Source organism: Streptomyces sp. Xyl84, from assembly GCF_059731885.1.
The window spans coordinates 3,079,247-3,097,583 of the sequence record NZ_AP029182.1; the positions used below are offsets into that span (position 1 = coordinate 3,079,247).

The 18,337-nt window shown below is 72.7% G+C and carries 17 protein-coding genes and 1 riboswitch; of the genes, 9 read left to right on the plus strand and 8 right to left on the minus strand.

What is annotated here, in order from left to right; genetic code table 11:
- Window positions 1-15 precede the first annotated feature (15 nt).
- The gene (locus AC6I72_RS13240) at window positions 16-405 is read right to left on the minus strand and encodes a winged helix-turn-helix transcriptional regulator (RefSeq protein ID WP_498004675.1); all 390 of its coding nucleotides are present in this window, start codon (window positions 403-405) and stop codon (window positions 16-18) included.
- 186 nt (window positions 406-591) lie between these two features.
- Here AC6I72_RS13240 and AC6I72_RS13245 point away from each other — a divergent pair, with 186 nt between their 5' ends.
- The 3 genes from AC6I72_RS13245 to AC6I72_RS13255 all read left to right on the plus strand — a co-directional run bounded on the left by AC6I72_RS13245 (window position 592) and on the right by AC6I72_RS13255 (window position 3,203).
- The gene (locus AC6I72_RS13245) at window positions 592-1,446 is read left to right on the plus strand and encodes an SDR family oxidoreductase (protein WP_498000946.1); all 855 of its coding nucleotides are present in this window, start codon (window positions 592-594) and stop codon (window positions 1,444-1,446) included.
- A 173-nt stretch (window positions 1,447-1,619) separates the two neighbouring features.
- Entirely contained in the window at window positions 1,620-2,615 is a 996-nt protein-coding gene (rarD, locus tag AC6I72_RS13250; RefSeq protein WP_498000947.1) for an EamA family transporter RarD, read from the plus strand.
- Between the two features lie 102 nt (window positions 2,616-2,717).
- Window positions 2,718-3,203, plus strand: a complete 486-nt coding sequence (locus AC6I72_RS13255) for a VOC family protein (RefSeq protein WP_498000948.1) — start codon at window positions 2,718-2,720, stop codon at window positions 3,201-3,203.
- A gap of 102 nt (window positions 3,204-3,305) precedes the next feature.
- On the opposite strand, the gene AC6I72_RS13260 is transcribed toward AC6I72_RS13255, so the two are convergent.
- Window positions 3,306-4,844 carry a tetratricopeptide repeat protein gene (locus AC6I72_RS13260; protein WP_498000949.1) on the minus strand — a complete coding sequence of 513 codons (1,539 nt, stop codon included), beginning with the start codon at window positions 4,842-4,844 and terminating at the stop codon, window positions 3,306-3,308.
- Window positions 4,845-5,021: 177 nt separating this feature from the next.
- Here AC6I72_RS13260 and AC6I72_RS13265 point away from each other — a divergent pair, with 177 nt between their 5' ends.
- On the plus strand, window positions 5,022-5,621 hold the full coding sequence (locus tag AC6I72_RS13265) for a DUF6668 family protein (RefSeq protein ID WP_498000950.1): 600 nt from the start codon (window positions 5,022-5,024) through the stop codon (window positions 5,619-5,621).
- A gap of 12 nt (window positions 5,622-5,633) precedes the next feature.
- Here AC6I72_RS13265 and AC6I72_RS13270 read toward each other — a convergent pair whose 3' ends face one another.
- The 4 genes from AC6I72_RS13270 to AC6I72_RS13285 all read right to left on the minus strand — a co-directional run bounded on the left by AC6I72_RS13270 (window position 5,634) and on the right by AC6I72_RS13285 (window position 10,113).
- A complete protein-coding gene (locus tag AC6I72_RS13270) occupies window positions 5,634-6,569 on the minus strand; it encodes an ABC transporter permease (protein WP_498000951.1) in 936 nt (311 codons plus the stop codon).
- Window positions 6,556-7,581, minus strand: coding sequence for an ABC transporter ATP-binding protein (locus AC6I72_RS13275; RefSeq protein ID WP_498000952.1), 1,026 nt, complete (start codon window positions 7,579-7,581; stop codon window positions 6,556-6,558). Before AC6I72_RS13275 ends, AC6I72_RS13270 begins: the two co-directional genes overlap by 14 nt.
- A gap of 33 nt (window positions 7,582-7,614) precedes the next feature.
- Window positions 7,615-8,853 (minus strand): LolA family protein, encoded by a 1,239-nt coding sequence (locus tag AC6I72_RS13280; protein WP_498000953.1) that lies wholly within the window; start codon window positions 8,851-8,853, stop codon window positions 7,615-7,617.
- Between the two features lie 249 nt (window positions 8,854-9,102).
- Complete coding sequence (locus AC6I72_RS13285; RefSeq protein ID WP_498000954.1) at window positions 9,103-10,113, minus strand: polyprenyl synthetase family protein; 1,011 nt, start codon at window positions 10,111-10,113, stop codon at window positions 9,103-9,105.
- A gap of 683 nt (window positions 10,114-10,796) precedes the next feature.
- A riboswitch (cyclic di-AMP (ydaO/yuaA leader) is annotated at window positions 10,797-10,991 on the plus strand.
- Window positions 10,992-10,995: 4 nt separating this feature from the next.
- On the opposite strand from AC6I72_RS13285, the gene AC6I72_RS13290 reads away from it, so the two are divergent.
- Window positions 10,996-11,490, plus strand: coding sequence for a transglycosylase SLT domain-containing protein (locus AC6I72_RS13290; protein ID WP_498000955.1), 495 nt, complete (start codon window positions 10,996-10,998; stop codon window positions 11,488-11,490).
- A gap of 12 nt (window positions 11,491-11,502) precedes the next feature.
- On the opposite strand, the gene AC6I72_RS13295 is transcribed toward AC6I72_RS13290, so the two are convergent.
- A complete protein-coding gene (locus AC6I72_RS13295) occupies window positions 11,503-12,309 on the minus strand; it encodes an HAD family hydrolase (protein WP_498000956.1) in 807 nt (268 codons plus the stop codon).
- A 350-nt stretch (window positions 12,310-12,659) separates the two neighbouring features.
- On the opposite strand from AC6I72_RS13295, the gene fahA reads away from it, so the two are divergent.
- From fahA to AC6I72_RS13310, 3 genes are all read left to right on the plus strand, one after another.
- Complete coding sequence (gene fahA, locus AC6I72_RS13300) at window positions 12,660-13,871, plus strand: fumarylacetoacetase (protein ID WP_498000957.1); 1,212 nt, start codon at window positions 12,660-12,662, stop codon at window positions 13,869-13,871.
- Between the two features lie 458 nt (window positions 13,872-14,329).
- Window positions 14,330-15,268 carry a M56 family metallopeptidase gene (locus AC6I72_RS13305; protein WP_498000958.1) on the plus strand — a complete coding sequence of 313 codons (939 nt, stop codon included), beginning with the start codon at window positions 14,330-14,332 and terminating at the stop codon, window positions 15,266-15,268.
- Complete coding sequence (locus AC6I72_RS13310; protein WP_498000959.1) at window positions 15,265-15,471, plus strand: hypothetical protein; 207 nt, start codon at window positions 15,265-15,267, stop codon at window positions 15,469-15,471. The genes AC6I72_RS13305 and AC6I72_RS13310 overlap by 4 nt, the downstream gene beginning before the upstream one ends.
- A gap of 60 nt (window positions 15,472-15,531) precedes the next feature.
- Here AC6I72_RS13310 and recQ read toward each other — a convergent pair whose 3' ends face one another.
- Window positions 15,532-17,499, minus strand: a complete 1,968-nt coding sequence (gene recQ, locus AC6I72_RS13315; RefSeq protein WP_498004676.1) for a DNA helicase RecQ — start codon at window positions 17,497-17,499, stop codon at window positions 15,532-15,534.
- 201 nt (window positions 17,500-17,700) lie between these two features.
- Here recQ and AC6I72_RS13320 point away from each other — a divergent pair, with 201 nt between their 5' ends.
- Window positions 17,701-18,297, plus strand: a complete 597-nt coding sequence (locus AC6I72_RS13320; protein WP_498000960.1) for a Uma2 family endonuclease — start codon at window positions 17,701-17,703, stop codon at window positions 18,295-18,297.
- The last annotated feature ends 40 nt before the right edge of the window (window positions 18,298-18,337 follow it).

The following is an 18,337-nucleotide window of genomic DNA, read 5'->3' on the forward strand; positions in this document are numbered from 1 at the left end:
GACCGGCGGTCGTGCTCACGAGGCCCGGGCGGCCGGTGCCCGGGCCTCGTCGTACGCCTGGCGGCCCTCGTCGTAGGCCTGCCGGGCCTGTTCCACGTCCGCCATGCGCTGCCGGGTCCACTCGGCGAGCGCCCGCACCTGTTCCGCGGCCTCGCGGCCCAGGGCGGTGAGCGAGTAGTCGACGCGCGGCGGGATGACGGGCTTGGCGTCGCGGTGGACCAGCCCGTCGCGCTCCAGCGTCTGGAGCGTCTGGGCCAGCATCTTCTCGCTGACCCCCTTCTCGCTCACCCGGCCGACGGCCCGCCGCAGCTCGGCGAACCGGTGAGACCGTTCCAGCAGCTCGATCAGGACCAGCACGCCCCAGCGGCTGGTGACGTGCTCCAGGACCAGCCGGTACGGGCACATCGCCGCGTCCTGCCCAGCACCCGCCTTGGCGCCCGCCCCCACGGCCCTGGTCCTGGCCCCGGCCACCGCCCCGCCGTCCTTCACACTTACTCCCATGTCGGTACCTTACTTCAAAGTGGGTACTTTCGATGAGTTAGCGCTTCTCCTAGGGTTAGTGTCAGACACACCCCACAAGGAGATCCCCTCATGAGCATCGTCGTCACCGGAGCCACCGGACACCTCGGCCGCCTCGTCGTGGAGCAACTGCTGGAGAAGGTCCCCGCCGACCGGATCACCGCGGTCGTCCGCACCCCCGAGAAGGCCGCCGACCTCGCCGGGCGCGGCGTGCGGATCGCGGTCGCGGACTACAACGCGCCCGAGACCTTCGACGGCCTGTTCGCGGCGGGCGACAAGGTGCTGCTCGTCTCCGGCAACGAGTTCGACAAGGGCCGCGTCCAGCAGCACCGGGTCGTCATCGACGCCGCCAAGGCCGCCGGTGTCGCCCTGCTCGCCTACACCAGCGCGCCCGGCACCCTGAAGGCCGCCCTCGCCGACGACCACCACGGCACCGAGGAGGCCCTGCTGGCCTCCGGCCTGCCGTACGTCCTGCTGCGCAACGGCTGGTACCACGAGAACTACACCGAGAACCTCGCCCCCGTCCTGGAGCACCGGGCCGTCGTGCAGGCGGCCGGCGCCGGCCGGATCTCCTCCGCCGCACGCGCGGACTACGCCGCGGCCGCCGTCGCGGTCCTCACCGGTGAGGGCCACGAGAACAAGACGTACGAACTGGGCGGCGACGAGGCCTGGGGCTTCGCCGACTTCGCCGCCGAACTGAGCCGGCAGACCGGCCAGGAGATCACGTACCGGCAGGTCTCCGTGGCGGACTACCAGGGCATCCTGTCCGGCGCGGGGCTGCCGGAGCCGGTCGCCGCGATCCTCGCCGGCGTCGACGCCTCCATCGAGAAGGGCGAACTGGTGGTCGACAGCGGTGACCTGTCCCGCCTGACCGGCCGCCCGACCACCCCGCTGGCCGAGGCGATCAGCGCCGCCCTCAAGGGCTGAGACCCGGACCTGCGCGGCTCTCCCTCTCCTGACGAGGCAGCCCGGGCACCGCTCGCCCGCCCCCGCCTGTCATGACCGTATGGCGATACGGGCATGACAGGCGGCCGTGCCCGGCGCTACCTTCTTGCTTGCCGCGCCAGGGCGCGGCCCGGCACACCACGAGGGGAGGGCCCGTGACCGAGAAGTCCGACGGCGAAGGGCGCACGGGACTGCTGAACGGCTTCGCGGCCTACGGGATGTGGGGGCTCGTGCCCCTCTTCTGGCCCCTGCTCAAACCCGCCGGCGCGGCGGAGATCCTCGCCCACCGGATGGTGTGGTCCCTGGCGTTCGTCGTGGTCGCGCTCCTCGTCGTACGGCGCTGGGCCTGGGCCGGGGAACTGCTGCGGCAACCGCGCAGGCTCGCGCTGATCGTGGTCGCCGCCGCGGTGATCACCGTCAACTGGGGCGTCTACATCTGGGCGGTGAACAGCGGGCACGTCGTGGAGGCCTCCCTCGGCTACTTCATCAACCCGCTGGTCACCATCGCAATGGGCGTACTGATCCTCAAGGAACGGCTGCGGCCCGTGCAGTGGGCGGCGGTCGGCACCGGCGCCGCCTCCGTGCTGGTGCTCACCCTCGGCTACGGCCGGCCGCCGTGGATCTCCCTCTGCCTCGCCTTCTCCTTCGCCACGTACGGCCTGGTCAAGAAGAAGGTCAACCTCGGCGGCGTCGAGTCGCTGGCCGCCGAGACCGCGGTGCAGTTCCTGCCCGCGCTCGCCTATCTGCTGTGGCTGGGCGCGCACGGGGAGGCGACCTTCACGAGCGAGGGCGCCGGACATGCCGCGCTGCTCGCGTCCACCGGCCTCGTCACCGCGCTGCCGCTGGTCTGCTTCGGCGCCGCGGCGATCCGCGTGCCGCTGTCCACCCTCGGCCTGCTCCAGTACCTCGCGCCGGTCTTCCAGTTCCTGCTCGGCGTCGTCTACTTCCACGAGTCCATGCCGGCCGAGCGGTGGGCCGGGTTCGCCCTGGTGTGGCTGGCGCTGTCCCTGCTGACCTGGGACGGGCTGCGCTCGGCCCGCCGGGCCGCCCAGGTGCGGGCCCGTCTCGGCGCGGCGGACCCCCGGCCCGCCCCGGGCCCCCGCCTCTCCTCGCCGTCCTCCTCCGAATCGGCTCCCGCGGTGGAGGCGTAGGCGGCCGGACGCGCTCCCCGTCGTCCTCGGTGACGGCGAGGGCGCGGGGCGCGCTGTCCGGCGGTCCGTCCGCGGCCGGCGGTTTGCGGGCAAAGTGGTCGCATGACCGAGACAGAGACGTCCGCGGCCCGTACGCCCGCGCCGGTGCACTGGAAACTCGTCGTCGACGCCGCCGACCCGCACGCGCAGGCCGACTTCTGGGCGGGCGCGCTGCACTACGAACCGGAGGACAACAGCGCCTTCGTCGAACGGCTGCTGGAAGCCGGCGCGCTGCCGGGCGCGGCCACCGTCGAGTACCACGGCCGGCCCGCCTTCCGGGACCTGATCGCCGTTCGGCACCCGGACGATCCCTACGACCCCGAGCGCGGTACGGGACTGGGGCGCCGGCTGCTCTTCCAGCGGGTGGCCGGGACGAAGGCCGGCAAGAACCGCCTCCACCTCGACCTGCACCCCGGCGAGGGCCGGCGGGCGGACGAGGTGGACCGGCTGAAGGCGCTCGGAGCGAGCGTGCTGCGGGAGGTGCGGGAGCCCGCCGGGCACTGGGTCGTGATGGCGGACCCGGAGGGCAACGAGTTCTGCGTGCACTGAGGACCCGCCGACGGGCCGGGGCTCCGCACCGGCCCGCGGGCGTGTCGGCCGGTCGGCGGGGGCGGACGCCTCCTGCCCGCCGGCCTCGCCGGGGCGTTCGACCTATTTCTCCTGTTCCGTCCGCTCGGCCCGTCCGTCCCGCTGCGCCCGTTCGGACCGTTCCGCCCGTTCGGTGAGACGGTCCATACGGGCGCGGGCGGACTCCAGTTCCTCGATGTCATCGGCGGCCGGGCCGTCACCGGCGGCCAGTTCGGTCCACAGGGCGATCAGCTCACGGCCGAGACGCAGGCCCTCCCCGGGGTCGCGGACCGCCCGCCAGGCGGTGGCCGCGCTGCGCACGTCGCCGTAGGCACCCTCGGCGTCGCCCGCCGCGAGGTGGACGCGTGCCAGGTCGAGCGAGAGGGCGAAGGCCCGCAGCGGGTCGCCGGCCAGGTAGGCGATGTACGCCGACAGTTCGCGCACCCGCAGCACCTCGGGGTGAGCCGCGCCGAGCGTGCCGGACGCCTCCGTGACGGTGCGTTCCGCCAGGGCCGCCGCCTCCTCGATGCGCCCCGCCCGCACGGCCTCGTTGACCTGGGCGAGGGGCTCGGCGAGCAGGACCGCGCCGCCCTCGCCGGCCAGGGTCCGTGGATCGTCGCCCAGCACGGCCTCGGCCACGGCGTCGAAGCCGCGGGCCGGGGCGGCCTTGGGGTCGGGGTCGAGTCCGGTGGCGGCTTCCGGGTCGATGACGGGAGCGGGACCGGCTCCGCCCCCGATGCCGAGCGCGTTCCTCGTTCCGGTTCCGGTCGCAGGGAGGGGCACGGGGAGGGGAGCGGGCTCCGCGAAGACGGGGGCCGGGGGTCCCGGCACGGCCGGCGGCCGCCTGCCGGCACCCGCACCGGCCGACGGGCCGGAGTCCATCACCGGCGGCGGTCCGAAGCTCCCCGTCGGGGCCGCTGCCGTCCCGGGCGGGGTCGCCTGGACGGACTCCGCGGCGCCGTCGCCCACCGGGGCGGACCCGGAACCCGGTGCGATGGTCGGTGCGGTCCCGGAGGAGGGCAGCGCCCCGGGCACCGCCTGCGGCGGTTGCGCCGGTTCCTGGGACGGGTGCGACGCCTCGGCGGGGCCCGGCGCCCGGGACTCACCCGGAGTCCGGGACGGGCCCGAAGCCGAAGACGGACCCGAAGTCGCGGACGGACCCGAAGTCGCGGACGGACCCGATGCCTGGATCGGGCCCGGGGCCGGCGACTGCTTCGCCTCCTGGGACATCTCCGGTGGCCGCCGCAGCACCTGCGTCGCACGCTCCGTCAGCGGCCGGGCGGGCTCACCCGGTGCCGTGCGCAGCGGCTGGGCCGTGAACGTGCTGGAGCCGTCGCCGTGGACCTGGAGGGGGACGACGTAGCCGATGCGTTCGTCGGTGACCGTCGCGCGGACGGGGCGGCCGGTGGCGAGGGCGATGCGGTGGAGGTGGTTCAGTACGGCCTGCTGGATCTCCTCGCCGGGCGCCGAGTCCACCCGTACGCCGCCGACCGAGGCCCAGGCCCGGTCACCGGCGGCCTCCAGGGGGCCGGACGGGGGCACGGGCACGTGCACCGCGATCGGCGCCGCCAAGCGCGCGGCGCGCTTCTGTTCCCGCTTCTTCTCGCGGCTCAGTCGGTACATCGGCTCCCTCACTCGGATGCGTGCCATCCGGTCCTGCGCGTACTGTCGAGTCTCTCTGCTCGCCTGCGGTTTCCACGTCACCGCGACGTCACAGACTCGCACCAGGAACCGCTGTCCTGTGACCGGGGTAACGCTGCGAGCACCAAGATCGTCGTGGTGACCACGGAGGGAACGGGCATGCGAACGGACATGCGGCAGGGACCGGAGATATGGCTCCGCGGACCCGTGACGGCCACGGAACCGGCAGCCGCAGGACCGGGGATGACCGGTCCTGGACCCGCCGGGCCGGTACCGGCAGGCCCGGGCGCGGCCGGACCGGCGGCGGGCGGTGCCGCGGGCCCGGGACTCCTGCGGGCCAGGCCCCGGCGGTACTCCTGGGTGGCGACACACGGCGGCGCGGGCACGACCACGCTCGCCGCCGTCTTCGGCGGCCACGACTGCGGGCGTGAGTGGCCCGGACCCGACGCGCCGCGCTCGGTGCTGCTCGTCGCCCGCACCCACGCGGCCGGGCTCGACGCCGTCGTCCGGGCGGTCGAGGTGTTCCGCCGGGGACAGGCACCGGCCGGGCTCGACCTGGACGCCGTGGTGCTCGTCGCGGACGCGCCGGGCCGGCTCCCGCGCCCGCTCGCGCAGCGGGTACGGCCGGTCGAGGCCGTCGTCGACGTCCACCATGTGCCGTGGGTACCGGCCTGGCGCCTCGGCGACCTGAGCGGCCGCCCACCGCGCGAGGCGGAACCGCTGGCCCGCCTCACCGGCCTGGCGCACGGAGCCCGCTGACCCGCGGCAGCCCTACGCGGTGACGTCCTTGGCCGTGAACCGCGCCCAGGCCGCCGAGCCGAACACCGCCGCGTACAGCGCCTGCAGCTCCAGGTTCTTCACCAGCCCGTCCCAGTAGACCGGCTCGCGCATGAGGTCGGCGAAGGACAGCCAGTAGTGCGGGAAGAGGTACGGCTGGACGGCGTGCAACTGGGGTATCTGGTCGATGATCTGAACGGTGATCAGCAGCCCCACGGTCGTCGCCATGGCGGCGACGCCGCTGTTGGTCAGCGTGGAGACGAACAGACCCAGAGCGGCGATGCCGGTCAGGGAGGCGGCGACGACGACGGCGATCAGCAGGGCGCGGCCCAGCCCCTGGCCGAAGCTGATCTGCGTACCGGAGATCGTCGTCAGATCGCCGAGCGGGAAGAGCAGCGCGCCCACGGCGAGGGCGGAGACGGCGACCACCAGCGTCGCGACCAGGCAGAAGACCATGGTCGTGGCGTACTTGGTGAGCAGCAGCCGGGTGCGGCCCGCGGGGGCGACCAGCAGATAGCGCAGGGTGCCCGCCCCGGCCTCGCCGGCGATGGCATCGCCCGCGATCACGCCGACGGCCAGCGGGAGGAAGAACGGCAGGGTCGCGGCCAGGGCGGTGAAGACCAGGAACAGTCCGTTGTTGGTGATCTGCGCGATGAACGCCGGTCCCCCGCCACCGCCCCCGGCCGACGCCCCGCCGCGCGTCTCGATCCGCACGGCCACCCCGACCAGGACCGGCACGGCGGCCAGCACGCCCAGCAGGGCGAGCGTGCGCCAGCGCCGGAAGGTGGTCCGCAGCTCGTCGCGGAACAGTCCGAGGGTCCACAGGGGGCTCGGGTGCGGTCCGTCCGTCCCGCGCGCGGGAGGCTCGGCCAGGCCCGCCGTTACGCGCGCGGGAGGCTCGGCCCGGCCCGCCGTCTCAGCCCGCGACATCGAATCCCTCCCCGGTGAGTGCCACGAACGCGTCCTCCAGCGAGGCCCGTTCGACTCCGAAACCGCGGACGCGGACACCCGCCGTCACCAGCGCCGCGTTCACCTCGGCGAGATCACCGGACGGCGGCTCGCCGGTCACCCGGTCCTCCGTCACGGTCACGTCCCCGACGCCCTGTTCCTTCAGCACCCGGGCCGCCTCGGCCCCGTCGGGCGTGGTGACCACCAGCCGGCCGCGCGCCCCGGCGGCCAGCTCGGCCACCGGGCCCTGGGTGACCAGCCGGCCCTGGGTCATGACCGCCGCGTGCGTACACACCTGTTCGATCTCGTCGAGGAGGTGGGAGGAGAGGAAGACCGTCGTGCCGTCGGAGGCCAGCTCCCTGACGAGGGAGCGGATCTCCCGCATGCCCTGCGGGTCGAGTCCGTTGGTGGGCTCGTCCAGGACGAGCAGTCTGCGCGGCCGGAGCAGGGCGGCGGCGAGGCCGAGGCGCTGCTTCATCCCCAGCGAGTAGTTCCGGGCCTTCTTGCCGGCGGCCGCCGTCAGGCCGACCCGGTCCAGCGCGGCGGCGGCCCGGGCGCGCCGGGTGCGCGGGTCGGCGGTCGGGTCGGCCGCGTCGTGCCGCAGCAGGTTGTCCCGGCCGGAGAGGAAGCCGTACAGGGCGGGGCCTTCGATCAGCGCGCCGACGTGCGGCAGCACGGTCCGCGCGGAGCGGGGCATGGGCTGCCCCAGGACCCGTGCGGTGCCGGACGTGGGTTCGATGAGCCCCATCAGCATCCGGATGGTGGTGGTCTTTCCGGAGCCGTTGGGGCCGAGGAAGCCGAAGACGCTGCCCGCCGGAACGGTCAGGTCGAGACCGTCGACGGCGAGCTGTCCCCCGCGGTAGCGCTTGGTGAGCGCACGGGTGCGGATGACACTGCCGCCGGTGTCGCCCGCACCCTCGCCGGCGCCGTCCCTGCGGTCGCCGCGACCACGGCGGTCATCGCGCTCACCGCCGCCGCCCTCCGCGTCGTCCATCGGCTTCCTCGCTCCCTCGTACCCCCGGCGTGCCTACCGCGCGGTGTCCGCCGCCTTCACCAGCGCGTCCTTGGTGACGGCACCGGCGTAGACCTTGCCGTCGTCCGTGATCAGCGCGTTGACCAGGCGGGTGGAGAAGACCGTGCCCTTGCCGAACGTGCCGGTCACGTGGTCACCGAGCGAGCCCAGGAAGCCGCTGAGGTCCCCGCTGCCGGAGTCCGTCGGGAGGCCGCCCTTGCCGCCGGTGTCGAAGGTGGCGATGGAGTTCCAGCCCTTGCCGATGACCTTCATGCCGTCCTTGGCGAGGCCCTTGTCCTGGGGGAAGTCCTTCGGCAGTCCCTGGTGCGGGGCGCCCGGCTTGCGTGCGTGCTCGCCCGCCTTGCCGTCCTTCTCCTCGGTGATCTTCGCGCCCTTGGGCGGGGTGAAGTCGAACGTGGAGGCGGCCGGCGCGGCGAAGCTGATCTGGGTGAAGCCCGCGTCGAGCACGGCGGCGCCGCCGCTCGCCGGGGTGAGCGTGAACTTCAGCGGCAGCCCGGTCCTGGAGTCCACCGCGATGCTGATCGCGCCGACGGTGGTGCCCGAGGCGTGCTTGGGCTTGATCACCAGTTTGTAGGCGTCCCGGCCGGCGACCTGTGCGGTGCCGTCGACCGTGACCGAGGTGGTGTCGTCGACCGACTTCAGGGCCTCGTCGGCGAAGTCCTTGGGCGTGGCGGGGACCCGCTGCTCCTTCCCCTTGTCGCCGTGCTCGGCGGCGGTGCCGTGGTAGACCTCGTTGGACTTGCTGTCGTAGCCCCAGACGTCCTTGCCGTTGTGCACGAGGCTGTACTCGGCGGCGCTCTCGACCAGCGAGAGCTTCTGCCGGTCCGGGCCGTCGCCCGCGACCCGCAGGGTGTGCGTGCCCGAGAGCAGCTCCGTCAGCTTGGCGGCCGGGTCGGCGGCCGAGCCGTCGCCGCCGCCCTTGACGGCGCCGGAGGCGAGGCTGCTCTCCAGGCCGCCGAGGCTGGGCAGACCGAGGTCGGTGCTGACCTTGACCGTGCCGGACAGCCGCTGGACGTCCGACTTGGCGATCTTCTCGATGAGTTGCTGCGCGTTGATCTTCGGCAGGTCGGGGTCACCGGAGTCGGCGAGTGCCGGGACGAGCCCGATGGTCGCCGCCGCCACCCCCACCACCGCGACCGGGACGACGTACCGCGCGGCCTTGCGGCGCGCCGAGTGCCTGCCGTCCGCCTCCGCGGTGTCGTCCCTGGTGTCGTCGGATTCGTACGGTGCCATGTGTGCCTTACCTCCGTCGTCGGCGGCGGCTGCCCGTGTGCACTGCTCCCACCCCAAGCCGCCATTCTCACCCGAATCGGTGAGGAGTGGTGCGGTCCGTGCTTCCATCTGACCAAATCGGCGGGGAGGAAGCGTCAGACCCCGGAGCCAACTCCGTGTACGACTGCGGTATGACACGTAAGGGCGGCGGCTCCCCCGCCCCGTAGGGGTCAGGGTGGAGACACCGCCCTCTGCCGGCGGGGACAGGGCCTAGCCGGCCCGGTGCACCACCGCGTCGCACAGCTGGAGCAGCGCGGCCTTGGCGTCGCACTCGCGCAGCGGCGCGAGCGCGGCCCGCGCCTCCTCCGCGTACCGCACGGTGTCCCGGCGGGCCTGTTCCAGGGCGGGGTGCGCGCGCAGCGCCGCCAGCGCCTCGGCGTGCCGGGCGTCGTCGCTCAGGTCGGAGTCCAGCAGTTCGCACAGGGCGACGTCCTCGACGAGCCCCAGCCGGGCGGCGCGCTCGCGCAGCCGCAGCACCGGGAGCGTCGCGATGCCCTCGCGCAGGTCGGTGCCGGGCGTCTTGCCGGACTCGTGCGAGTCGGAGGCGATGTCCAGGACGTCGTCGGCGAGCTGGAACGCCACGCCGAGCCGCTCCCCGTACTGCGTCAGCACGTCCACGACCGTCTCGTCGGCCCCGGACATCATCGCGCCGAACCGGCACGACACGGCCACCAGCGACCCCGTCTTGCCGCCCAGCACGTCCAGGTAGTGCTCGACGGGGTCCCTGCCGTCCTGCGGCCCCGCCGTCTCCAGGATCTGGCCGGTGACCAGCCGTTCGAACGCCAGCGCCTGCACCCGGACGGCCTCCGGGCCGAGGTCGGCGAGGATCTGCGAGGCGCGGGCGAAGAGGAAGTCGCCGGTCAGGACCGCCACCGAGTTGCCCCAGCGGGTGTTCGCGCTGGCCACGCCGCGCCGCACGGCGGCCTCGTCCATCACGTCGTCGTGGTACAGCGTCGCCAGGTGGGTCAGCTCCACCACCACGGCCGACGGCACGATGCCCGGCGCGTACGGATCGCCGAACTGGGCCGCGAGCATCACGAGCAGCGGGCGGAACCGCTTCCCGCCCGCCCTGACGAGGTGCTGGGCGGCCTCCGTGATGAACGGGACCTCGCTCTTGGTGGCTTCGAGCAGCCCTTCCTCGACAGCCGCCAACCCGGCCTGGACATCGGCTTCGAGAGCCTGGTCCCGCACGCTCAGCCCGAACGGCCCGACGACGGTCACGAGGGGTCTCCTGTCTGCTGGTGTCTGCTGGCGCTACACGGTTTGTCGATAGGTCGCTGCCATCACTCAAGTCAGCGTATCCGGTCACGTTTCGATCACCGATAGCGCCCACCGATACAGGCCAGGTGGTATCGGATCACGACCGATATGTTTTCGATCACCACGTATGAACAGATATTTATCGACTCACTCCTCCCTACTCTGCCCCCTCCCCCGCGTCACACCGAGCACGACGGACCGCGACGGACCGCCACGGAGCGCGACGAACCCCCGTCCGCCCGAACGGGGCCACAACCTCACCGAACGTGACAACCACCCCTCCCCCTCCCCTGCTGCCCCGCACCGGCACCACCACTCCCCGCCCCTCCCCCGCCCCACCCTCACCGGAGGAGTCCGATTTACCCTTATTGGCATTTCAATTCCCGTTGGCCGTAAATGCTCCTGGCCGGATTATTCCGTGAGTTGGGTCACGCGCACCCTGCCACCCCGCGGCCACCCCGCACACCCCCGCTTCCCTTCCCCCGCATACGAGTTGACCCTTGGCAGATGCAAAGGATCAAGTGCCCAAAACACCCCGGATCAAGGTCAACTAGGGCGATGTATGAATCAGGTACTTGTTCGGGACATGTGCTCTCGCATACGTTCCCGGCCAGTCGGGTGGACGCCGAATCCTGCCACCGCCCGATATCCATCGACCGAACCACTTCATGGCAGGAGCGGGGGACCCAGGTAAGTCGCCGGGCCGGAACGCCGTACGTCGTCCTACGTCGTACGCCGTGCCGGAACGGCTCGGGGTGAAGCCGTGCCACCCGAGGGCACGGCCGGGCACCTCCCCGCCCGAACCCGACAGCTCACCTCGCAGGCGACGGAGAGGAATCCCCCATGCCTGCAAACGGTCAGCGCCGTTCCCGCACCGCCCGCCTCGTCCGCACCCTCGCCGTCTCCGGCACGGGTGCCGCCGTCCTCGCCCTCCCCCTGATCGGCGCCACCAGCGCCTCCGCCGCCCCCGCGGCGGCGACCACGGCCACCGCCAAGACGGTGAGCACGGTCGCCTACCCGAACAACCTGGATGGCTGGATCCGCGAGTCGCTCGCGATCATGGGCCAGAAGGGCATCCCGGGCACGTACAACGGCATCTACCGCAACGTGATACGCGAGTCCTCCGGCAACCCGCTGGCCATCAACAACTGGGACTCCAACGCCGCCAAGGGCATCCCGTCCAAGGGCCTGCTCCAGGTCATCCAGCCGACCTTCAACGCCTACCACGTGGCCGGCACGTCGTTCGACATCTACAACCCGGTCGCGAACATCACGGCCGCCTGCAACTACGCGGCCGCGCGCTACGGCTCCATCGACAACGTCTTCAGCGCGTACTGACGGATCCGGCCCTCAGACGAACAGTCGCTCGAGGACGACGGCCACGCCGTCGTCCTCGTTCGACGTGGTGACCTCGTCGGCGACCGCCTTCAGCTCCGGGTGGGCGCCGGCCATGGCCACTCCCCGGGCGGCCCACCGGAACATGGGGATGTCGTTCGGCATGTCTCCGAAGGCGAGGGTGTCCTCGGGCCCCAGCCCCAGACGCCCGGCGGCCAGGGCCAGACCGGTCGCCTTGGTGATGCCGTGGGGTTGCAGCTCCACGGTGCCCGGGCCCGACATGGTGACCGCGACGAGGGAACCGGCCACCCCGCGGGCCGTCGCCGCCAGCTCGTCGTCGGACAGGGCGGGATGGCGCAGCAGCACCTTGCTGATGGGCGCGCGCCACAGGTCGTCGCGCCGCGCCACCCGCTGGGCGGGCAGCGTGGGATGCGGCATGCGGTACCCGGGCTCGATGAGCGTGAGCCCCTCCACCCCGTCCTGGTCGACCGCCGCGTACACCTCCCCCACCTCCGCCTCGATCTTGCCGAGCGCCGTCTCGGCCGTCTCCCGGTCGAGCGTCTGCGACCACAGCAGACGGTCTTCCCCGGCGTCGTAGAGCTGTGCGCCCTGGCCGCACACCGCGAGCCCGGTACCGCCCAGGTCCTTCAGCAGCGGCCGTACCCTCGGCGCCGGCCGGCCGGTCACGACGAGGTGCCGGGCGCCTGCCGCCGCCGCCCGCGCGAGTGCGGCGAGGGACCGCTCGGACAGGGTGTCGTCGCCGCGCAGCAGCGTTCCGTCCAGGTCGGTGGCGATGAGGGCGGGGGCGTGGGGAGCGGGCATGATCAGAGAATACGGATCCGCCACGCGGGTGACGTAAGGGAACAGGGCGATGCGGCCGGCGAGGAGCGGGGCCTCCACCAGGCGGTCCGTCTGCGTGCTCCTGGCCGGACGGACGGCCGCGCGGTCCCCGCAGAGCGGACCCGCCCCGTCCACGCCCCCCGAGACACCGAGCGCGAATCGCCCGCCGCGGCACCCTGATTCGGACATTGCGAACTCTTTGGACACTGCCCAAGACGGCACCTCCCCCGTAACGTGTGGCGCGACCACATGAACGTGTGGCCCGGTGGCCCAGGTGCGCCCAGGTGCCGCCCCCATGGAACGCACGGCACACGAAAGAGAGGCAGAACCCGATGCCCCCCTTCGAGGTCCCCGAGGGCGACCCCTTCGGTCCGCACAACCTTCCCTACGGTGTCTTCTCCCGCGCCGGATCGCAGGAGCGGACCGTCGGCGTCCGGCTCGGCGACCACGTCCTGGACGCGGGCGCGGCGGCACTGGCGCTCGGCTCCCCCTACGCCGCCCTGCTGGCACGGCCGACCCTGAACCCGCTGCTCGCCGCGGGCCGCACCGCCTGGTCGGACGTGCGGCGCGCGCTGACGGCGTGGGTGACCGTGCCCGCCCACCAGGAGACCGTGGCGCCGTTCCTGCACCCGCTGTCCTCGGTGACCCTCCACCTGCCCTTCGAGGTCGCGGACTACGTCGACTTCTACGCGTCCGAGAACCACGCCCGCAACGTGGGCCGGATCTTCCGCCCGGACGCCGAGGACTCGCTGACGCCGAACTGGAAGCACCTGCCGATCGGTTACCACGGCCGCTCCGGCACGGTGGTCGTGTCGGGCACGGACGTCGTACGCCCCTCGGGGCAGCGGAAGGCCCCCACCGACACCGACCCCGTCTTCGGCCCGTCCGTCCGGCTGGACATCGAGGCCGAGGTGGGCTTCGTGGTGGGCGTGCCCTCGCGGCTCGGGCAGCCGGTGGCCCTCGCGGACTTCCGCGAGCACGTCTTCGGGCTCTGCCTGCTCAACGACTGGTCGGCGCGGGACATCCAGGCCTGGGAGTACGTCCCCCTCGGCCCGTTCCTCGGCAAGTCGTTCGCCACGTCGGTGTCGGCGTGGATCACTCCGCTGGACGCGCTGGAGGACGCACGGCTGGCCCCGCCGCGGCGCACGCACCCGCTGCTGCCGTACCTGGACGACACCGGGGAGGAGTCCGGCGGCTACGACCTGCGGATCTCCGTCGCGGTCAACGGACACGTCGTCTCCCGACCGCCGTTCTCCACGATGTACTGGACGGCCGCCCAGCAGTTGGCCCACATGACGGTCAACGGCGCCTCGCTGCGCACCGGCGACCTGTACGGGTCGGGCACGGTCAGCGGACCGGAGCCCGCCCAGCGCGGCTCGCTGCTGGAACTCAGCTGGAACGGCCGCGAGCCGATCGAACTCCCGGACGGCAAGCGGACGTTCCTGGAGGACGGGGACGTGGTGACGCTGTCGGCGTGGGCGCCGGGCGCGGGCGGGGTCCGGGTGGGGCTGGGAGAGGTCACGGGACGGATCGTGGCGGGGTGACGCCCCAGCCGTCGTAGCGGAGACCGTGCGGGCCGGTTGCCGCCGGACCATGACTCGGGGCACCCGTCTCAGCCGTCGTGACGGAGATCGTGCAGACCGGTTGCCGCCGGACCATGACTCGGGGCACCCGTCTCAGCCATCGTGACGGAGATCGTGCGGACCGGTTGCCGCCGGACCATGACTCGGGGCGCCCGTCCCCGTCATACTGGCGGCGGACCGGGTGGTGCGCGCACCGCACCGGCGCGCGCACCACGCCCGCACGGTCCGCGCGGCACCACCGCGAACACCCGTCGGCACCACCGGGCACCACCCGCCCGCACCACTGCGGGGACGGCCGCCGGCACCACCGCACGCACGCCTCACCGCACGCCCCGCTCCACCGCACGCAGCACAGCACAGCCGCTCCACCGCACGACCCGACACCCGCCCACCTCCGATCAGGATCCGGAGACCGTGGCATGACCGTCTGCCTGCTCCTGCTGAGCACCGTCGCTCTGGCGGCCGCCGTGCCGGTTCCCCGCGCGCTGACCCGGGCGCAGTGGCCCGAGCGGGAACCCGTGGTCGCGCTGTGGGTGTGGCAGTGCCTGGTGGCCACCGTCCTGCTGTGCTGTCTGGCCGCCCTGGTCCTGGGCGCGGCGGCGGTCTTCCACACCGTGCGCGACCGCGTGTTCGCCCCCGCGCCACCCGCCGTGACCGCCGCCTACGACCTGTCGGTCGCGCCGGCCTGGGCCGCCGCCCTCACCCTGCTCCTGGCGTGCGGCGCCGCCTGGACCACCGCGATGCTCGGCCGTGAACTCGCCGAGGCCCGCCGTCGCCGTGGCCTGGCCCGCGCGCACCTGCGGGAACGCGCTCCGGACCTGCCCGCGGGCCTGCCCGTGGCGCGGGGGCCGATGCTGGTGCTGGAGGACGAGTACCCCGACGCGTGGTGGATGCCCGGCCATCCGCCCCAGCTCATCGTCACGACGGGAGCGCTGCACCGTCTGACGGGCCACCAGCTCGACGCGGTCCTCGCCCACGAGCGCGGACACGCCCGCGCCCACCACGACTGGCTGCTGCACCTGTCGACCGCGCTCGCGACCGGCTTCCCGCGCATCCCGCTCTTCGCGCACTTCTGCGACCAGACCCACCGCTTGGTCGAGCTGGCCGCCGACGACACCGCCTCCCGCCGCCACGGCCACCTCACCACGGCCCTCGCCCTGATCGAACTCAACCAGCACCGCGGCGTCCTCTCCTGCGCCTCCAGCCACCGTCTGCTCGGTGAACGGGTGGACCGCCTCCTGGAACCTCCGCCCCGGCTGGACCGCAGGCGCAGGGCCCTGACCACGACGGCGGCGGCGCTGGTACCGCTGCTTCCCCTGCTGATCACGTTCGCCCCCGGGCTGACAGCGCTGGGGTGACGGCGCCGGGCGACTGCTCGGTCCTGCCGGGCACGCCCGGCAGCTCGGCGCGGCTGCTGGAACTGGTCGCCCTGGCCGACGAGGAACCCCGACTCGACGCCCTCCTCCCCTACCTGGGCGACCCGGACGCCGACGTACGGCGGGCCGCGGTGGACGTGCTCACCGAGACGGTCACCCCGCCGAAGCCGCGCTCGGACGGCTGACCGGGGACCCGGACGTCCTGGTCCGCGGTCGCCCGCGACCGGGCGACCGGGTCCCGTCGCTCATATCCAGTCGTCGTCCGGTTCCGGCTCGGGCTCCGGACCCGGGTCAGAGTCCGCGCCGGGGCCGAAGTGGTCGTCGGCCCCGGCGGCCGGTGCCGCCAGCGACTCCAGGACCCCGATCACGCCCTCGCCGTACGTGGCGAGCTTCTTCTCGCCGACCCCACCGACCGTGCCGAGCCGGTCCACCGACGTCGGCCAGGCCGTGACGATCTCGCGGAGCGTGGCGTCGTGGAAGATGACGTACGCGGGGACGCCCTGCTCGCGGGCCTGCTCGGCGCGCCAGGCGCGCAGGGCCTCGAAGGCGGGGAGCAGATGCTCGGGCAGTTCGGCCACGGCGGCCTTGCCCTTGCTCCGCCCGGAGGCGGACGAGGACGACCGCGAGGCGGCCGGCCGCTTCGGTTCCTTGCGCAGCGGTACCTCGCGCTCCGCGCGCAGCACCGCGCCGCTGGCGTCGGTCAGCACCAGCGTGCCGTACTCGCCCTCCACCGCGAGCAGGCCCTGGGCCAGCAACTGGCGCGCGACCCCGCGCCACTCCCCCTCGGACAGCTCGGTGCCGATGCCGAAGACGGAGAGCTGGTCGTGGTCGAACTGGATCACCTTGCCGGTGCGCTTGCCCAGCAGGATGTCGATGATCTGCACGGCGCCGAACTTCTGCCCGCGCTCGCGCTGCAGCCGGACCACCGTCGACAGCACCTTCTGGGCGGCGACCGTGCCGTCCCACGTCTCCGGCGGGGTCAGGCATGTGTCGCAGTTGCCGCAGCCGGACTCCTGCGGTTCCTGGCCGAAGTAGGCGAGGAGCTGGCCGCGGCGGCAGGCGGCCGTCTCGCACAGGGCGAGCATGGAGTCCAGGTGGGCGGCGGCGCGGCGGCGGAAGGCCTCGTCCCCCTCACCGGACTGGATCAGCTTGCGCTGCTGGATGACGTCGTTGAGGCCGTAGGCCATCCAGGCCGTCGACGGCAGGCCGTCGCGGCCCGCGCGGCCGGTCTCCTGGTAGTAGCCCTCGACGGACTTCGGCAGGTCCAGGTGGGCGACGAACCGGACGTCCGGCTTGTCGATGCCCATGCCGAAGGCGATGGTGGCGACCACGACCAGGCCGTCCTCGCGCAGGAAGCGCGACTGGTGCGCGGCGCGCGTGCCCGCGTCCAGGCCCGCGTGGTACGGCACCGCCTGGATGCCGTTGGCCGACAGGAACTCGGCGGTCTTCTCCACCGAGTTGCGCGACAGGCAGTACACGATGCCGGCGTCGCCCGCGTGCTCCGCGCGCAGGAAGGCCAGCAGCTGCTTCTTCGGGTCGGCCTTGGGCACGATCCGGTACTGGATGTTGGGCCGGTCGAAGCTGGCCACGAAGTGCCGGGCCTGCGGCATGTTCAGCCGCTGGGTGATCTCCTGGTGCGTGGCGTGGGTGGCGGTCGCGGTGAGTGCGATGCGGGGCACGTCGGGCCAGCGCTCGCCCAGCAGGGACAGCGTCAGGTAGTCGGGGCGGAAGTCGTGACCCCACTGGGAGACGCAGTGCGCCTCGTCGATGGCGAAGACGGAGATCTTGCCGCGGGAGAGCAGGTCGAGCGTGGCGTCCACGCGCAGCCGCTCCGGCGCGAGGTAGAGCAGGTCCAGTTCGCCGGCGAGGAACTCCGCCTCGACCACGCGCCGCTCGTCGAAGTCCTGCGTGGAGTTGATGAAGCCGGCCCGCACACCGAGCGCGCGCAGGGCGTCCACCTGGTCCTGCATGAGGGCGATCAGCGGCGAGACCACGATGCCTGTACCAGGTCTTACCAGGGCCGGGATCTGGTAGCACAGGGACTTGCCGCCGCCGGTGGGCATGAGCACGACGGCGTCGCCGCCCGTCACCACATGCTCGATGACCGCTTCCTGCTCGCCACGGAAGGCCTCGTATCCGAAGACCCGGCGCAGCGTGGCAAGCGCCTCGCTGTCCGTCACTGCCATCTCGGTGACACCGCCTGTCCCGCCCATCGTCTCGTCCCCCGTACGTCGTCCCTCGACCACTTCCTCCACGATAGGGGGCGCCGCCGACAGTGCTGGAGTTATCCACAGACCGGACCCCGCGGCGCCAGGTCAACGACACGAGACTCGTTCACACGTACGCAGGAGACCTGCCCGTTTCCGGCCGATAGTCTGAATGCACCGGCGAGACTCCGTCCCATGGGAGCACTGATGAGCGTCGCACCGAAGGCGTCCAAGCCCACCTGGCCGACTCCGCCGGAAGGCGGCTGGACCGCCGACGACCTGGAACGCCTCCCGAATCTGCCTCCGCATACGGAACTGATCGACGGGAGCCTGGTCTTCGTGAGTCCGCAGACCCTTTTCCACTCACGTGCAGTGAGTTTCTTCGAGTGGCAACTGCAGTCAGTGGCGCCTGATGAGGTTCAGGTGGTCCGCGAGCTCACCATCGACATCGACCGCCAGAACCGCCCGGAACCGGATGTGGTCGTCGTACGCACCGACGCCGTGGAGAACGCCAAGCAGACTCGCTTCCCGGCGAACGCCGTCGTCCTGGCCATCGAGGTCGTCTCCGAGGAATCCGTCTCCCGCGACCGCGAGACCAAGCCCCTCAAGTACGCCCGGGCGAAGATCCCCCACTACTGGAGGGTCGAGAACGAGAACGACCGCGCCGTCGTGCACGTCTTCGAACTGGAGCCCACCACCGGTACCTACACGAGCACGGGTATCTTCCGCGAGCGGATGAAGACGGACGTGCCGTTCACGATCGAGTTGGATCTGTCGGCGATCAGGCCCCGCCGGTGCGGGTGACCCCTTCCTGACGTGTCTGCCCGGCGGCCCCGTGGGGGCT

Bases quoted from the DNA above. Each gene is read 5' to 3' on its own strand.
- AC6I72_RS13270 (WP_498000951.1), bottom strand. From the start codon at position 6,569: ATGTCGCGGGCTGAGACGGCGGGCCGGGCCGAGCCTCCCGCGCGCGTA.
- AC6I72_RS13255 (WP_498000948.1), top strand. From the start codon at position 2,718: ATGACCGAGACAGAGACGTCCGCGGCCCGTACGCCCGCGCCGGTGCAC.
- fahA (WP_498000957.1), top strand. From the start codon at position 12,660: ATGCCCCCCTTCGAGGTCCCCGAGGGCGACCCCTTCGGTCCGCACAAC.
- AC6I72_RS13320 (WP_498000960.1), top strand. From the start codon at position 17,701: ATGAGCGTCGCACCGAAGGCGTCCAAGCCCACCTGGCCGACTCCGCCG.
- recQ (WP_498004676.1), bottom strand. From the start codon at position 17,499: ATGGGCGGGACAGGCGGTGTCACCGAGATGGCAGTGACGGACAGCGAG.
- AC6I72_RS13275 (WP_498000952.1), bottom strand. From the start codon at position 7,581: ATGGACGACGCGGAGGGCGGCGGCGGTGAGCGCGATGACCGCCGTGGT.
- AC6I72_RS13260 (WP_498000949.1), bottom strand. From the start codon at position 4,844: ATGTACCGACTGAGCCGCGAGAAGAAGCGGGAACAGAAGCGCGCCGCG.
- AC6I72_RS13265 (WP_498000950.1), top strand. From the start codon at position 5,022: ATGCGAACGGACATGCGGCAGGGACCGGAGATATGGCTCCGCGGACCC.
- AC6I72_RS13305 (WP_498000958.1), top strand. From the start codon at position 14,330: ATGACCGTCTGCCTGCTCCTGCTGAGCACCGTCGCTCTGGCGGCCGCC.
- AC6I72_RS13280 (WP_498000953.1), bottom strand. From the start codon at position 8,853: ATGGCACCGTACGAATCCGACGACACCAGGGACGACACCGCGGAGGCG.
- AC6I72_RS13290 (WP_498000955.1), top strand. From the start codon at position 10,996: ATGCCTGCAAACGGTCAGCGCCGTTCCCGCACCGCCCGCCTCGTCCGC.
- AC6I72_RS13295 (WP_498000956.1), bottom strand. From the start codon at position 12,309: ATGCCCGCTCCCCACGCCCCCGCCCTCATCGCCACCGACCTGGACGGA.
- AC6I72_RS13240 (WP_498004675.1), bottom strand. From the start codon at position 405: ATGTGCCCGTACCGGCTGGTCCTGGAGCACGTCACCAGCCGCTGGGGC.
- AC6I72_RS13245 (WP_498000946.1), top strand. From the start codon at position 592: ATGAGCATCGTCGTCACCGGAGCCACCGGACACCTCGGCCGCCTCGTC.